The organism is Citreicoccus inhibens (genome assembly GCF_019039035.1).
GTDB classification, from domain to species: domain Bacteria; phylum Myxococcota; class Myxococcia; order Myxococcales; family Myxococcaceae; genus Citreicoccus; species Citreicoccus inhibens.
The window spans coordinates 99,766-116,351 of the sequence record NZ_JAHNZT010000018.1; the positions used below are offsets into that span (position 1 = coordinate 99,766).

The following is a 16,586-nucleotide window of genomic DNA, read 5'->3' on the forward strand; positions in this document are numbered from 1 at the left end:
CTCTTCCACATCCCGAGCCGCGCCATGAACGAGCACCCTGGGTCCCCGCTCCCGCGAGACACGCAGTCGGCTGGCGCGCTCGCGCCGGCGGCGCCCCCGCCCAAGCCCGCGCGTCGAGCCCCGCCCGTCGTCCCGGTGTCCCGCCAGGGCACGTTGCCGTTGTCGTTCGCGCAGCTCCGGCTGTGGTTCATCGATCAGCTCGCGCCGGAGAACTCCTCGTACAACGTCTCGTACTTCATGCGGCTCACGGGCCCGCTGAACGCGCCCGCGCTGGAGCGAGCCTTCGTCGCGTGGGTCCAGCGACACGAGGCCCTGCGCACCCACTTCGAGGAGGTGGATGGCCGTCCCGAGCAGCGCATCGCGCCGCACCTGGACGTGGCGCTGCCCGTGGAGGCGCTCGACGCGACCGGGGCCGAGGACGCGGCCATCGCGCTGCGTCGGTTGGCCGAGGCGGAGGTTCGCCGGCCCTTCCAGCTGAAGCAGGGCCCGATGTTCCGTGCGCGGCTGATCCAACTGGCGCCGCAGGTGCACGCGCTGCTCTTCACCGTTCACCACATCATCTGCGACGTCTGGTCGCTGGGCTTGATGGAGCGCGAGCTGAAGGCGCTCTACGTGGCCGCGCTCGCGGGCGCCGAGCCCACGCTCCCACCGCTCACCGTGCAGTACGCGGACTATGTCGCGTGGCAGCGCGAGTGGATGCGTGGGGACGTGTTGGAGGGGCAGCTCGCCTGGTGGAAGGCGCAGCTCGCGGGCGCGCCGGCCTCGCTCGACCTGCCCACGGATCGCCCGCGACCTCCAGTGCAGTCCTCGCGCGGTGCGCGCTACCGCGTGGCCCTGCCCGCCACTCTGTCCACCGACCTCCAGACGCTGAGCCGCAAGGAGGGAGTCACCTCCTTCATGACGCTGCTCGCGGGCTTCCAGGCCCTGCTCGCGCGCTACAGTGGCCAGTCGGACATCGTGGTGGGCACGCCCATCGCGGCGCGAGGCCGGCGCGAGTTGGAGGGCGTCTTCGGCTTCTTCGCCAACACGCTGGCGCTGCGCGTGGAGGTCTCCGGCGAGCAGGACTTCCGCACCCTGCTGGCGCAGGTGCGCAAGGTCTGCCTCGGGGCCTACGCGCATCCGGATGTCCCGCTGGAGCAGTTGGTGGAGGCGCTCCAGCCCGTGCGCGACCTGAGCCGCACGCCGCTGTTCCAGGTCATGTTCATCCAGGAGAGCGGTGCGTCCGCGCTCCAGCTCCCCGGCGTGGCCGTGGAGGAGTTGGAGTTCGAGCCGGGCGTGTCGCGCTTCGACCTCGCCGTCTTCATGCGCGAGACGCCGGACGGAATCCGGAGCTGGTGGGAGTACAACACCGACCTCTTCGACGAGGCGACCGTGGCGCGCATGGCCGCGCACTACGCCCGGCTGCTGGAGGGCGCGGTCGCGCAGCCGTCGCGTCCGCTGGCCTCGCTGCCGCTGCTCTCCGAGGCAGAGCGTCACCAGCTCCTCGTCGAGTGGAATGACTCGGCGGTGTCCGTGCCTCCCGCGCCGGGCGCGCACTCCCTCTTCGAGGAAGCGGTGCGCCGCGCCCCGGGCGCCATCGCGGTCCGCTTCGAGGAGACCACCCTCACCTACGACGCGCTCAATCAGCACGCCAACCGACTGGCGCACCTGCTGCGCGAGCATGGCGTGGGCCCGGACGCGCCCGTCGCGCTGTGCGTCGAGCGCTCGCTCTCGCTGCCCATCGCGCTGCTCGCCATCCTCAAGGCCGGTGGCGCGTATTGTCCGCTCGACCCGGCCTATCCGCCCGAGCGACTGGCCCTCATGCTCCAGTCCTCGCGCGCGAAGCTGCTCCTCACGCAGCGACACCTGGAGCCTTCGCTCCCGCGCGACGTGGCGCCGGTGCTCCTGCTGGACGATGACGCCCCGGCACTCGCCGCGCAGCCGGGCACCAACCCGGCGCCCATCTCGGGCCCGGATCACCTCGCCTACGTCATCTTCACCAGCGGCTCCACGGGCGTGCCCAAGGCCGTGGCCATGCCGCACCGCCAGCTCCTCAACCTCATCCACTGGCAGAACCTGCGCTCCACCGCGCCGCGCGCACGGACGCTCCAGTTCTCCGCGCTCAGCTTCGACGTCTGCTTCCAGGAGCTGCTCCCCACGCTCGTGGCGGGGGGCGAGGTCGTCCTCCTCACTGACGACGTCCGCCGCGATACCCACGCGCTGCTGCACCTGCTGCGCGAGCGCGCCGTGGAGCGCCTCTTCCTCCCCTTCGTCGCACTCCAGCACCTCGCGGAGGTGAGCGCGGAAGAGGGCCTGCTGCCGCTGCACCTGCTCGAAATCAACACGGCCGGCGAGCAGCTCCGCCTCACGCCCGCGCTGCGGCGGATGCTCCGCGCGCTGCCCGCGTGCGCCCTGGACAATCACTACGGCCCCACCGAGACGCACGCGGGCACCGCCTTCATGCTGCGCGGCGCGCCCGAGTCGTGGCCGGACCTGCCGCCCATTGGCAAGCCCATCACCAACGCGCGCATCTACCTGTTGGACGCGTACCTCCAGCCCGTGCCCCTCGGCGTCCCGGGCGAGCTGTACATCGGCGGCAAGCAGCTCGCGCGCGGCTATCTCCACCGGCCCGACCTCACCGCCGAGCGCTTCCTCCCGGACTGCCACGCGCCCACGCCCGGCGAGCGCATGTACCGCACGGGTGACTTCGCCCGCTTCCTCCCGTCCGGGGACATCGAGTTCCTCGGCCGCCGCGACGCGCAGGTGAAGGTGCGCGGCTATCGCGTGGAGCTTCACGAAGTGGAGGCCGCCCTCTCCGCGGTGGAGGGAGTCCAGGACGTGGCTGTCGTCGCCCGCGACGAGGCGGGCCTGGGCAAGCAGCTCTTCGCCTACGTCGTCCCGAAGCCCGGCATCACGCTCGACACCGCGACGCTGCGCTCGGCGCTCAAGGGCCGCCTGCCCGAGTACATGGTGCCGGCGGCCTTCACGACCCTGGCCGCCTTCCCTCTCACGCCCAGCGGCAAGCTGGATCGCAAGGCGCTCCCCACACCGGTCCTCGCCTCGGACGAGGAGTCCTTCGTCGCGCCGCGCACGCCCGTGGAAACTGCGGTCGCGTCGCTCTGGGCCCAGCTGCTGCACCTGCCGCGCGTGGGCGTCAGCGACAACTTCTTCGAGCGCGGCGGACACTCGCTGCTCGCCACCCAGGTGGTGTCGCGGCTGCGCACGCGCTTCCTCGTCGACCTGCCCCTGCGCGCCCTCTTCGAGCACCCCACCGTCGAGGAGCTGGCCCACCATCTCCAGTCCCTGGTGGGTCCGCAGGCGTCTGCTTCAACGTTGCCGCCCGCGCCCCCCCTCGTCGCGAAGCCGCGCACGGGTCCCCTCCCGTTGTCCTTCGCGCAGCAGCGCCTCTGGTTCATCCACCAGTTCGACACCGCGTCATTCGCGTACAACCTCCCGCTGTTCCTCCAGCTGCGAGGCCCGCTGGACGTTGGCGCCCTGGAGCAGGGCTTCTCCTCGCTGATTCAGCGCCACGAGGCCCTGCGCACCACGTTCACCCAGGTCGACAGTCGCCCCGTCCAGGTCCTCTCTCCCGTCGTCGACTTCGTCCTTGCGTCGCGGCGCATCGACTCTTTGGACGAAGCGCTCCGGCTCGCGGAGGAGGAGGTCCGCCGCCCGTTCGACTTGCGCCAGGGACCGCTCGTTCGCGCGTCGCTGCTCCAGGTCGAGCCGCACCACCACGTCCTGCTGATCACGCTGCATCACATCGTCTGTGACGGCTGGTCGCTCGATGTCCTCCAGCGCGAACTGGCCGCCTTCTACACCGCGTTCTCCCAGGGCCAGCCGGCCCCCGTCCTCCCTTCGCTGTCCGTCCAGTACGCCGACTTCTCCCGGTGGCAGCGCGAGTGGTTGACGGGGACCGTCCTCGACTCGCTCCTCGCCAGTTGGAAGCAGCGCCTCGCGGGAGCACCTCCCGCGCTGGAGCTGCCCACGGACCTGCCTCGCCCGCCCGTCCAGTCCTTCCGAGGCGCGCACCTGCCCGTCTCGCTCCCGCCTGAGCTGTCGGGCGCGCTGGATGCGCTGTGCCGCCAGCACGGCGTCACGCCCTTCATGGCACTGCTCGCGTCCTTCCACGCGCTGCTCTCGCGCTATTCGGGCCAGGACGACATCGTGGTGGGCGCGCCCATCGCGGGGCGCACCCAACCGGAGCTGGAGCCGCTCATCGGCTTCTTCGCCAACACCGTCCCGCTTCGGCTCCACCTGCCGAACGGCACGACCTTCGCGCAGCTGCTCGGCCGCGCCCGCGAGGCCTCGCTCGCCGCGTTCGCGCATCAGGAGCTTCCCTTCGAGCAGCTCGTGGACGCGCTCGGACTGGAGCGGGACCTCAGCCGCACGCCGCTGTTCCAGGTGATGTTCGTGCTCCAGAACGCGGCCACCGCCACGCTGGAGCTGCCCGGCATCACCGCTTCGACGCTCGACGTGGAGACGGGGATGTCGAAGTTCGACCTCACCCTCTTCGCGCAGCCGACGCCCACGGGCCTCTCCTTCCTCTGGGAGTACAACCTCGACCTCTTCACGCGAACGACCGTCGAGCGCATGGCCGACCACCATGCGCGACTCCTCGCCAGCGCGCTCGCCCGGCCCGACAGCCGCATCAGCGACCTGCCCTTGCTGTCCGAGGCCGAGCGCCACCAACTCCTGGTCGAGTGGAATCGCAACGAGGCCGACTTCCCGCGCGACGCCACGCTGCACGGCCTGGTGGAAGCCCAGGTGCGGCGCACGCCGGACGCCGTCGCCGTCATCAGCACGGAGAAGCGGCTCACCTACCGCGAGCTGGACGCGCGGGCGAATCAGCTCGCGCATCGGCTGCGCGGAATGGGCGTGGGCCCAGAGGTCCGAGTGGGCCTGTGCGTGGAGCGCACCGCGGACATGGTGGTGGGCGTCCTCGGCATCTTGAAGGCGGGCGGCGCGTACGTCCCGCTCGATCCGAACTACCCCAAGGAGCGACTGGCATGGCTGCTCCAGGACGCTCGCGGCCCCGCGCTGGTGGCGCACTCGCGCCTGCTGGCCACGCTGCCCGAGCACCCCGCGCCCGCCGTCTGCCTGGACACCGACCCCGAGCTGCCACACCAGCCCGAGCACGCGCCCGACGTGGAGGTGCTGCCAGAGAACCTCTCGTACCTCATCTACACATCGGGCAGCACGGGCCGGCCCAAGGGCGTGGCCATCGCGCACCGCAACGCGGTGGCTGTCATTCAATGGTCCCTGGACACCTATGACCGCGCCGCGCTGCAAGGCGTGCTCGCCTCCACCAGCCTGAACTTCGACATGTCGGTGTTCGAGCTGTTCGCACCCTTGTCGTGCGGCGGCAGCGTGGTGGTGGCGCGCAATGCGTTGCACCTCGCCGAGCTGCCCGCGGCCCACGAGGTCACCCTCATCGACACGGTGCCCTCGGCGATGGCGCTGCTCGTCCAACAGGGCGCGGTGCCACCCCACGCGCACATCGTGAACCTGGGAGGCGAAGCCATTCCCGGCACGCTCGCGCGCCTCGTGTACAGCGTGCCCACGGTGCACAAGCTGTACAACCTCTACGGCCCCTCGGAGGACACCACCTTCTCCACGGTGTCGCGGGTAGGCGTGGAACGAGAGCCCGACATCGGGCGACCGCTGTCGAACACGCGCGCCTACCTGCTCGATGCCCAGCTCCAGCCCGTGCCCGTGGGCGTCGTGGGAGAGTTGTACCTCGCGGGCGAGGGCACCACGCGCGGCTACCTCCTGCGGCCCGACCTGACCGCGGAGCGGTACATCCCCGCGCCCTACGGGCCGCCGGGCAGCCGCATGTACCGCACGGGCGACCGCGTGAAGTACCGAGCCGACGGCGTGCTCGAGTACCTGGGCCGCGCGGACTTCCAGGTGAAGATTCGCGGCTTCCGCGTCGAGTTGGGAGAGATTGAGACCGCGCTCCGCGCCCACGACGCGGTGAAGGACGTGGTCGTCGTCGCCGTGGATGAAGGCGTGGGCAAGCGACTGGTCGGCTACGTCGCGCCCAAGCCTGGGCACACGCTCGACGCGGCCGACCTGAAGACGCGGCTGCGGCAATCGCTGCCCGAGTACATGGTCCCCGGCGCGCTCATCGTCCTGGACGCCCTGCCGCTCAACCCCAACGGCAAGGTGGACCGCAAGGCCCTGCCCGCGCCGGAAGCCGCCCTCGACACCCGCGAGTTCGTGGCCCCCCGCACGCCGCTGGAGCAGGTGGTGGCCGACATCTGGGCGCCCCTGCTGGGACTGTCGCGACTGGGCGCGGAGGACAACTTCTTCGACCTGGGTGGCCACTCGCTCATGGCCACCCAAGCCGCCTCGCGCCTGCGGGAGACGCTGTCGATCGACTTCCCCGTGCGCCTCCTCTTCGAGGCTCGCACTGTCGAGGCGCTCGCCACTCGACTGGAGGACGTGCGCCACGAGAACCAGCCCGCGCGCCTGCCGCCGCTCGTGCCGATGAAGCGCAGCCAGCGCTCACCGCAGTCCTTCGCGCAGCAGCGCTTGTGGTTCATCGCGCAGATCGACGCCACGGGCCACGCGTACCACGTCCCCATGTTCTCGCGGCTGCGGGGCCCGATTGACGACACCGCGCTGGAGAAGTCGATCGCGCTGATCGTGCAGCGGCACGGCGTGCTGCGCACCGTCTTCACCGAGGAGAACGGGCAACCCCTCCAGCACGTCCTGCCCGCGATGTCCGTCGCGCTCCAGCGTGAGACGTTGAGCCTCGCGGAGGGCCAGGATGTGCCCCAGGCCATCCGCGCCCGTGCCGAGCGAGCGATTCGCCAGCCGTTCGACCTGCGCCAGGGCCCGCTGCTGCGGGCCATTCTCGTCCGCGTGGACGCGGAGGACCATGTCCTCCTGTTCGCGTTCCACCACATCATCTTCGATGGCTGGTCCATCGACGTGCTCTCGAAGGAGCTGAGCGCCGCGTACACCCACTTCGCGAACGGAGCAGAGCCCTCGCTTCCGCCGCTGCCCATCCAGTACGCCGACTATGCGCAATGGCAGCGCTCCTGGCTCCAGGGCGACGCGCTCGACTCCGACATCGCCTGGTGGAAGCACCAGCTCGCCGGCGCCCCTCCCATCCTGGAGCTGCCCACCGACAGGCCCAGGCCTCCAGTCCACTCCTTCCACGGCGCCAACATCCGCGTCCCGCTTCCCTCTCCCCTCCACTCCTCCCTTCTCCACCTCGCGAGGCAAGAGGGCTCCACCCTCTTCATGTCTCTCCTCGCCGGCTTCCAGCTCCTCCTCTCGCGCTACTCCGGCCAGGACGATGTCGTCGTCGGCTCGCCCATCTCCGGCCGCAATCGTCGCGAGGTCGAGGGCCTCCTCGGCTTCTTCGTCAACACCCTCGCCCTTCGTGCGCAACCGGCCCCGGACTCGTCCTTCCGCCTCTTCCTGCGCCACGTCCGCGAAGCCTGCCTCGGAGCCTTCGCACATCAGGACATCCCCTTCGAGCAGCTCGTCGATGCGCTCAAACCACCTCGCGACCTGAGCCGCACCCCGCTGTTCCAGGTCATGTTCGTCCTCCAGGGCGCGGCTTCACCGCTCTCCCTGCCGGGTGCCCCGGGCGAGGAGTTCGCCTTCCAGACCGGCGTCTCTCGCTTCGACTTGATGCTCTACGTCCGCGAGACGCCTCGGGGCCTGGAGGCGTTCTGGGAGTTCAACACCGCCCTCTTCGACGAGGCCACGGTGCGCCGCATGGCGGACCACTACGTCCGCCTCCTCGAAGCCGCGACCACCCAGCCCGACTCGCCCCTCTCCCGCCTCACGCTCCTCTCCCAGCAGGAGCGCCACCAGCTCCTCGTCGACTGGAACGATGCCCGTCCGGAGGCTCCGCGCCTCATCCACCACCTCGTGGAAGCCCAGGCCGCGCGCACGCCCGACGCCGTCGCGGTCACCCACGGCTCGGACTCCCTCACCTACGCGCAGCTCGATGCCCGCGCCAATCAGCTCGCGCACCACCTGCGTGCGCTCGGCGTCTCGCCTCTCGACACCGTCGGCCTCTGCCTGGAGCGCTCCAGCCTCGACATGCCCGTCGCCGTCCTCGCCTCCCTCAAGGCTGGCGCCGCCTATCTCCCGCTCGACCCGTCCTATCCCGCCGAGCGCCTCGCCTTCATGCTCGAGGACACGTCCGCGCCGATGGTCCTCGCGCACACCCTCTTCGCCGCGTCACTCCCGTCCTCGACGCAGGCCCGCATCGTTCGCCTCGACGAGCACGCGGCGGACATCGCTCGCTGCCCCACGCATTCGCTCGCGTTGGAGCTGTCCGCCGAGATGCCCTGCTACGTCATCTACACGTCGGGCAGCACCGGCAAGCCCAAGGGCATCGTCATGCCTCACCGGGCCGCGTCGAACATGCTGACGTGGCAGCTGCCGCGCAGCCGGCAGCCCACGGGCACCACGCTTCAGTTCGCCTCGCTCAACTTCGACGTCTCGTTCCAGGAGCTGTTCGGCACCTGGGGCTGCGGCGGCACCCTGCTGCTCATCACATCCGAGCTGCGGAGGGATCCGCCGGCCTTGCTGCGCCACATGGCGCGGCATCAGGTGACCCGCCTGTTCGCGCCCTTCGTCGCGCTCCAGGCCCTCTGCGACGCCGCCACGCACGAGGCGGAGCTGCCGCCGCTCACCGAGCTCATCACCGCCGGTGAGCAACTCCAAGTGACGCCCGCGCTCGTCGCCGTCTTCGAGCGATTGCCCGAGTGCAGCCTGGAGAACCAATACGGTCCCTCGGAGACCCACGTCGCCACCGCGTGGCTCGCGAAGGGCGCACCGAGAACGTGGCCCGCGCTGCCCCCCGTGGGCGTGCCCATCACGACCCTCTCGGTGTACATCCTCGACGCCTCGGGCGAGCCCAGCCCCATCGGCGTGCCGGGAGAAGTCTTCATCGGCGGAGAGAGCCTGGCCCTGGGCTATCACGCGCGGCCGGACCTCACCGCGGAGCGCTTCGTCCCGTCAGCGCTGGGCACCAAGCCAGGAGCTCGCCTCTATCGCACGGGAGACAAGGCGCGCTGGTTGGCCCACCAGAACATCGAGTTCCTCGGACGACTCGATGGACAGGTGAAGCTGCGCGGCTTCCGCATCGAACTGGGCGAGGTGGAGTCCGCCCTGCGCGCCCTGCCCCATGTCCAGGACGCGGTGGCCGTGGTGCGCGAGGACATCCCAGGTCGTCGGCAGCTCGTCGGCTACGTCATGGGTCCCGCCACCGAATGGGACACGGACCGCGCGCGTCGAACCCTGGCTCGGCAGCTCCCCGAGTACATGGTTCCCGCCGCGCTCGTCCGGCTGGACGCACTGCCACTGCTGCCCAGCGGGAAGGTGCACCGAGGCGGCTTGCCCGCGGTCAGCGGTGACGGGCTGGCAGCGCGCGCCTTCGTTCCAGCCCGCACCGCGTTGGAGAAGGTCATCGCGGACATCTGGGCGCCGCTGCTGGGCGTCTCGGAGGTTGGCGCGAGAGACCACTTCTTCGAGCTGGGTGGACACTCGCTGCTGGCCACCCAGGTGGCATCGCGGCTGAGAGAGGCCCTCCAGACGGACTTCCCCATCCGACTCCTCTTCGAGCTGCCCAACCTCTCGGACCTCGCGGCGCGGCTCGAAACGTTGCGACAAGATGCTCCCGGCGTTCGCGCGCCCGCGCCCATCGCGGTGCCACGCGACGTCGTCGTGCCGCAGTCGTTCGCGCAGCAGCGCCTGTGGTTCATCGCGCAGATCGACCGGACGGGCCACTCGTACAACGTGCCCATCTTCACGCGGCTCAAGGGCACCCTGAATGTCCAGGCCCTGGAGCGCACCCTGCGCGAGCTGATCCGCCGACACGAAGTCCTCCGCACCACCTTCGCGGAGGTGGATGGGCAGCCCGTCCAGTGCATCGCGCCCGACCTGCCCTTCTCGCTGGTCGTGAAACCGCTCGCGGAGGATGACCGCGACGACAACGCCATCCGAGCCCACGCGGAGCACGAAGTCCGCCAGCCGTTCGACTTGCGCCACGGCCCACTCTTCCGAGCCTCCGTGCTGCGCGTCCACGAAGACGACCACGTCGTCCTGCTCAACTTCCACCACACCATCTTCGATGGCTGGTCCATCGACGTGCTCTCGAAGGAGCTGAGCGCCGCGTACACCCACTTCGCGAACGGAGCAGAGCCCTCGCTTCCGCCGCTGCCCATCCAGTACGCCGACTATGCGCAATGGCAGCGCTCCTGGCTCCAGGGCGACGCGCTCGACTCCGACATTGCCTGGTGGAAGCACCAGCTCGCCGGCGCCCCTCCCATCCTGGAGCTGCCCACCGACAGGCCCAGGCCTCCGGTCCACTCCTTCCACGGCGCCAACATCCGCGTCCCGCTTCCCTCTCCCCTCCACTCCTCCCTTCTCCACCTCGCGAGGCAAGAGGGCTCCACCCTCTTCATGTCTCTCCTCGCCGGCTTCCAGCTCCTCCTCTCGCGCTACTCCGGCCAGGACGATGTCGTCGTCGGCTCGCCCATCTCCGGCCGCAATCGTCGCGAGGTCGAGGGCCTCCTCGGCTTCTTCGTCAACACCCTCGCCCTTCGCGCGCAACCGGCCCCGGACTCGTCCTTCCGCCTCTTCCTGCGCCACGTCCGCGAAGCCTGCCTCGGAGCCTTCGCACATCAGGACATCCCCTTCGAACAGCTCGTCGATGCGCTCAAACCACCTCGCGACCTGAGCCGCACCCCGCTGTTCCAGGTCATGTTCGTCCTCCAGGGCGCGGCTTCACCGCTCTCCCTGCCGGGGCTGCCCGGAGAAGAGATCTCCTTCCAGACCGGCGTCTCTCGCTTCGACCTCATGCTCTTCATGAGAGAGACCCGAAAGGGCCTGGAGGCGTTCTGGGAGTTCAACACCGCCCTCTTCGACGAGGCCACGGTGCGCCGCATGGCGGACCACTACGTCCGCCTCCTCGAAGCCGCGACCGCCCAGCCCGACTCGCCCCTCTCCCGCCTCACGCTCCTCTCCCAGCAGGAGCGCCACCAGCTCCTCGTCGACTGGAACGACACGCGCGTCACCTCCGCGTCACCGCACCTCATCCACCAGCTCGTGGAAGCCCAGGCCGCGCGCACGCCCGACGCCGTCGCGGTCACCCACGGCTCGGACTCCCTCACCTACGCGCAGCTCGATGCCCGCGCCAATCAGCTCGCGCACCACCTGCGCTCGCTCGGCGTCTCGCCTCTCGACACCGTCGGCCTCTGCCTGGAGCGCTCCAGCCTCGACATGCCCGTCGCCGTCCTCGCCTCTCTCAAGGCTGGCGCCGCCTATCTCCCGCTCGACCCCTCCTATCCCGCCGAGCGCCTCGCCTTCATGCTCGAGGACACGTCCGCGCCGATGGTCCTCGCGCACACCCTCTTCGCCGCGTCACTCCCGTCCTCGACGCAGGCCCGCATCGTTCGTCTCGACGAGCACGCGGCGGACATCGCCCACTGCCCCACGCATTCGCTCGCGTTGGAGCTGTCCCCCGAGACGCCCTGCTACTTCGTCTACACGTCGGGCAGCACCGGCAAGCCCAAGGGCATCGTCATGTCCCACCGCGCGGTGGGCTACATGCTCGACTGGCTCACCCCGCGCCACGTCCTGCCCACGGGCACCACGCTTCAGTTCGCCTCGCTCAACTTCGACGTCTCGTTCCAGGAGCTGTTCGGCACCTGGCGCCTGGGGGGGCGCGTGTTGCTCGTGACGAGCACGCTGCGCCAGGACCCCGTGGAAATGCTGCGGTACATGGTGCGCCACCAGGTGGATCGCCTGTATCTGCCCTTCGTCGCGCTCCAAGCGCTCTGCGACGCCGCCGCGCACGAGCCCGAGCTTCCACCGCTCGTCGAGGTCATCACCGCCGGGGAGCAACTCCAGGTGACGCCCGCGCTCGTCGCCTTCTTCGAGCGACTGCCCGGCTGCATCCTGGAGAATCAATACGGCCCCTCGGAGGCACACGCCGTCTCTACCTGGAGGGCCTCGGGTCCGCCGAGCACATGGCCCGCGCTGCCGCCCGTCGGCGTGCCCATGCCGCGCGTGCAGCTCTACGTCTTGGATACGCGAGGGGAGCCCTGCCCCATCGGCGTCCCCGGCGAGATCTTCGTCGGCGGAGAGACCCTCGCCCACGGCTATCACGCGCGGCCCGACCTCACCGCGGACCGGTTCATTCCCTCGCACCTGGACAGCACACCGGGAGCACGGCTCTACCGCACCGGAGACAAGGCCCGCTGGCTGGCCAACGGGAACCTCGAGTTCCTCGGGCGCCTCGATGGACAGGTGAAGCTGCGCGGCTTCCGCATCGAACTGGGTGAGGTGGAGTCCGCCCTGCGCGCAGCAGCCGGCGTGAAGGACGCCATCGTCGTCGTGCGCGAGGACACGCCCGGCGTCCGCCGCCTCGTGGGCTACCTCATCCTGTCCCCCGAGACGCCCTGGGAGCCCGAGGCCCTGCGCACATCGCTGGCGCGCAGACTCCCCGAGTACATGGTGCCCGCCGCGCTCGTCCGGCTGGACACCCTGCCGCTCATGCCCAGCGGAAAGGTGAACCGAGGCGCCCTTCCACCACCCGACGCGAGTCAGGACAGCAGCCTCCAGCGGATGGCCCCGCGCACCGCCTTGGAACTCCAGCTCGCGCGCATCTTCGAGGAAGTGCTCGGAGTCTCATCCCTCGGCGTGCGCGACAGCTTCTTCGAGCTGGGCGGCCACTCTCTCCTCGCCGTGCGGCTCTTGGCCCGCGTGCGCGAGGCGACCGGCCGCGCGCTCCCCGTCGCCACCCTCTTCCAGAACGCCAACGTGGAGTCGCTCGCCGCGGTGCTGCGTCAGGCCGCGGAGGGCCCGCGCGCGGACGGGTCTCCGCTCGTGGAGTTCCGAGGCGGCAAGCAACAGCGCCCCTTCTTCTGCGTCCATGCCGTCGGGGGCAATGTCCTCAGCTACATCGAGCTGGCCCGAGCCCTGGGAGACACGCAGCCCTTCTACGGACTCCAGGCGCGCGGACTGGAGGGCGACGTACCGCCCTGCCAGAGCATCCCGGAGATGGCCACCCTCTATCTCGCCGCGATACGCGCCGTGCAGCCCCAGGGGCCGTATCTGCTCGGCGGCTGGTCGCTCGGAGGCTCCATCGCGCTGGAGATGGCGCAGCAACTCCGTGAGCAAGGTGAAGAGGTCGAGCTGCTCGTCCTCATCGACACCTACGCGCGGCTCATCCCCAAGGGAGAGACACCGAACCTCCAGGTCGAGGCCACGCGAGCGAGCACGCTGTTCTACCAAGACCTCTTGCGCGCGGCCGGTCACGCGCTGCCGCTGCCCGACGCGGAGCTGGAGCAACTGGAGCCCTCGCGCCGACTCCAGCTCCTCGAGGAAGCCAGCCGAGCCACCGCCGGGCAGCCGCTCCAGGCCCTGCGAGACGTCTTCCAGACCCACCTGCTGCTGGGCTGGACGTACGAGCCACGCGCATATCAGGGACGCGTCCTGCTCCTCGAAGCGAGTGAACCCGCCCGCACGCGAGGCTGGGAGGAGTTCATCACCGGTCCGTTGGAGATCCAGACCATCCCCGGCGACCACTACTCCATCCTGCGAGGCGCACGCGTCCAGCAACTCGCCACCGCGCTGCGCACGGCCCTGGAGAAAGCCCGAGCCCCCCGACCGGAGCAGGCCCGCTCGGCCTGAGGCGCCACCATGTCCACGGCTCCCGCGCCCACCTATCCCGCGAACAAGTGGCTCATCACCGCGTCGGTGTCCTTCGGCACGTTGATGGCGGCCATCGACGCGTCCATCGTCAACGTGGCGCTGTCCCAGATTCGCGCCTCGGTGGGCGCCACCACGCAGGAAATCACCTGGGCCTCCACCAGCTACTCCATCGCCACGGTGATGGTGATGCCGCTGTCGGCCTTCCTCGGGCGCATGTTTGGACAGAAGCGCTCGTACCTCACGTGCCTCGCCCTCTTTATCGGCGGCTCGTTCCTCTGCGGCCTCGCGTGGAGCCTGCCGGTGCTCATCCTCTTCCGCTTCATCCAGGGGCTGGGCGCGGGCGCGCTCCCGCCCACCGAGCAAGCCATCCTCCGGCAGACCTTCCCACCCGAGGAGCAGGCCATGGCCATGGCCATCTTCACCATGGTCATCACCGTGGGCCCGGCGGTGGGCCCCACGCTCGGCGGCTACATCGTCGACAACTTCCATTGGTCGTGGATCTTCTTCATCAACCTGCCCCTGGGCTTCATCGGGCTGTTGATGGTGGGCCGCTTCGTGGAAGAGCCCGAGGACGTGCGCCTCGCGCTGCGCACCGCCGCCGAGGAGCAGCGCCGCAACATGGACTGGTCCGGAATCATCCTCATGTGCGTGGGGATGGCCTCGCTCCAGTTCGTCTTCGAGGAGGGCCAGAGCCACGACTGGTTCGAGTCCCCTGAAATCGTCGCCGTGGCCCTGGTCGCCGCCGTGACCCTGCCCGCCTTCGTGCTGCGTGAACTCACCGCGCCGGTGCCCGCCGTCAACCTGCGCCTGTTCAAGGACCCTGTCTTCACCTCGGGCACGGTGCTCGGCGGACTGATGTTCTTCATCCTCGTGTCGAGCATGTTCCTGCTGCCGCTCTTCATGCAGGAGCTGCTGGGCTTCACCGCGATGCAATCCGGCCTGGCGCTCATGCCACGCACGCTGGTGATGATCGTCACCATGCCCCTGGTAGGACGGCTGTACTCACGCGTCCCGCCGCAGGTGCTCATCAGCTCGGGGCTGCTCATCGCGGGCCTGGGCGTGTACCGCTGCGCCAGCTTCACCTTGGACACCGGCGCCCTGGACATCGTCACCGCCATCTTCCTCCAGGGGCTCGGCACCAGCTTGCTCTTCGTGCCGCTCAACACCGTCGCGTTCGATGGCATCCCTCGACCCAAGCTCGCGGACGCCTCGGGGCTCAACACGCTCTTGCGTCAGCTCTCCAGCTCCGTGGGGTTGGCGGTGTTCGCCGCGCTCCTGGCGCGCTACACGGCGCAGGCGCACGTGGGCGTCTCCGCGCAGCTCGCCTCGGACCGCATCGAGGTCATCGAGCGCGTGGCGCAATACAAGGCCAGCTTCATGGCCAAGGGCATGGACGCGCTCAGCGCGCACGAGGCCAGCCTGCGCCTCCTGGCGGGCTCCGCGCTGAGGCAGGCCACGGTGCTCGCCTTCGACAAGCTGTTCCTCCTGGGCGCGCTGCTGTTCCTGCTGGCCGTGCCCCTCATGCTCTTCCTTCGGACCGCGCCCAAGGTCGCCGCCAGCGTCCCGGCGCCGACCCCCGCGCCGCCGAAGGCTCACGTGGACGTGGAGATTTGACGCGATGACCGCGAAACCCAGGCTGGTCGAGAACGAAGGCAAGGGCACGGCGGAAGGCGGGGGCGCGGCGCCCACGCGCAAGGGACGCCAGGGCGCGCTCGCCCTCGGTGTCCTCACGAGCGCCATGCTCCTGGGCCTGGGCGGCTACAAGCTGCTCACGCTCGGCCAGGAGTCCACCGACAACGCGCAGGTCGAAGCGGACGTGGTGCCGGTGCACGCCCGCGTCGCCGGACAGGTGCTGCGCGTGCGCGTGGCCGACAACAGCCACGTCTCCCAAGGCGATGTCCTGGTGGAGTTGGATCCCGCGGACCTTACGCTCGCCGAGCGACAAGCCGAGGCCGAGCTGGAGTCCGCGCGCGCCCAAGCAGACGCGGCCCAAGCCCAGGTCACCGTCGCCGAGGCCGGCGCCCGCGGAGGCCACTCCACCGCGCGCGCCCAGGTATCGGCCTCTGCCGCCGAGGTGAACCGAGCCGAGTCGCTGGTCGCCGTCGCCCGAGCCCAGCTCGCCCGCGCGGAGGCCGACGCCGGACGCGCCAGCGTGGAGCTGGAGCGCGTGGGAACCCTCAAGTCCGATGGTGCCTTGTCCCAAGCGGAGCTGGACGATGCCCACGCCGCGCAAGCCTCGGCACAGGCCGCGCTGGATGCGGCGCGCGCACAGCTCGCCTCTGCGGAGCAGGCCCGAGTCGCCGCCACCAGCCACGTGGCGGAGGCCCAGGGTCAGCTCGACCAGAGCGCCCCCGTGGACGCGAAGATCGCCGTCGCCCGCGCGAGCGCCGCGCTGACCCAGGCCCGGATGCGCTCCGCCGAGGCCACGCTCGCCCAGGCCCGGCTCCAGGTCGAGCGCACGCGCATCCTCGCCCCAGCGGACGGCGTGGTGTCTCGGCTGGGCGCGCGCGTGGGTCAGCTCGTGTCCGCGGGACAGGCCGTGGCCCAGCTCGTCCCGACGCGCACCTACGTCGTGGCCAACTTCAAGGAGACGCAGGTGGGCCGCATGCGCGCCGGCCAGCGCGCGGAGGTGACGGTGGATGCCTTCTCCGGCCACAAGCTGGTGGGCCGCGTGGAGAGCCTCTCGGGGGGCACCGGCGCGCGCTTCGCCCTGCTGCCCCCGGACAACGCCTCCGGGAACTTCGTGAAGGTGGTGCAGCGCGTGCCCGTGCGCATCGCGTGGGACGCGGCCCCCGAGGACCTCACCTTGCGCGCGGGCCTCTCCGTGGAGGTCACCGTGTTCACCGACAGCGCCACGCCCCCGGCCTCACCGCCACGGGAGGCGCGGGGCGTGAGCGCCACGACGCCTCCCTGAT

3 protein-coding genes are annotated in these 16,586 nt (G+C 70.3%); all 3 read left to right on the top strand.

What is annotated here, in order from left to right:
• The first annotated feature begins 24 nt into the window (after nt 1–24).
• The 3 genes from KRR26_RS21250 to KRR26_RS21260 are packed head-to-tail and all read left to right on the top strand — an operon-like array spanning nt 25 to nt 16,585.
• On the top strand, nt 25–13,650 hold the full coding sequence (locus KRR26_RS21250) for an amino acid adenylation domain-containing protein (protein ID WP_217080674.1): 13,626 nt from the start codon (nt 25–27) through the stop codon (nt 13,648–13,650).
• 9 nt (nt 13,651–13,659) lie between these two features.
• Nucleotides 13,660–15,285 carry a DHA2 family efflux MFS transporter permease subunit gene (locus KRR26_RS21255; RefSeq protein WP_120209308.1) on the top strand — a complete coding sequence of 542 codons (1,626 nt, stop codon included), beginning with the start codon at nt 13,660–13,662 and terminating at the stop codon, nt 15,283–15,285.
• Between the two features lie 4 nt (nt 15,286–15,289).
• Nucleotides 15,290–16,585: an HlyD family secretion protein gene (locus KRR26_RS21260; RefSeq protein ID WP_217080675.1), complete on the top strand. Its 1,296-nt coding sequence runs from the start codon at nt 15,290–15,292 to the stop codon at nt 16,583–16,585.
• Nucleotide 16,586: the final 1 nt, after the last annotated feature.

What these genes read in the sequence shown, in the direction of transcription:
- KRR26_RS21250 (WP_217080674.1), top strand. Translation starts at nt 25, where the DNA reads ATGAACGAGCACCCTGGGTCCCCGCTCCCGCGAGACACGCAGTCGGCT.
- KRR26_RS21255 (WP_120209308.1), top strand. Translation starts at nt 13,660, where the DNA reads ATGTCCACGGCTCCCGCGCCCACCTATCCCGCGAACAAGTGGCTCATC.
- KRR26_RS21260 (WP_217080675.1), top strand. Translation starts at nt 15,290, where the DNA reads ATGACCGCGAAACCCAGGCTGGTCGAGAACGAAGGCAAGGGCACGGCG.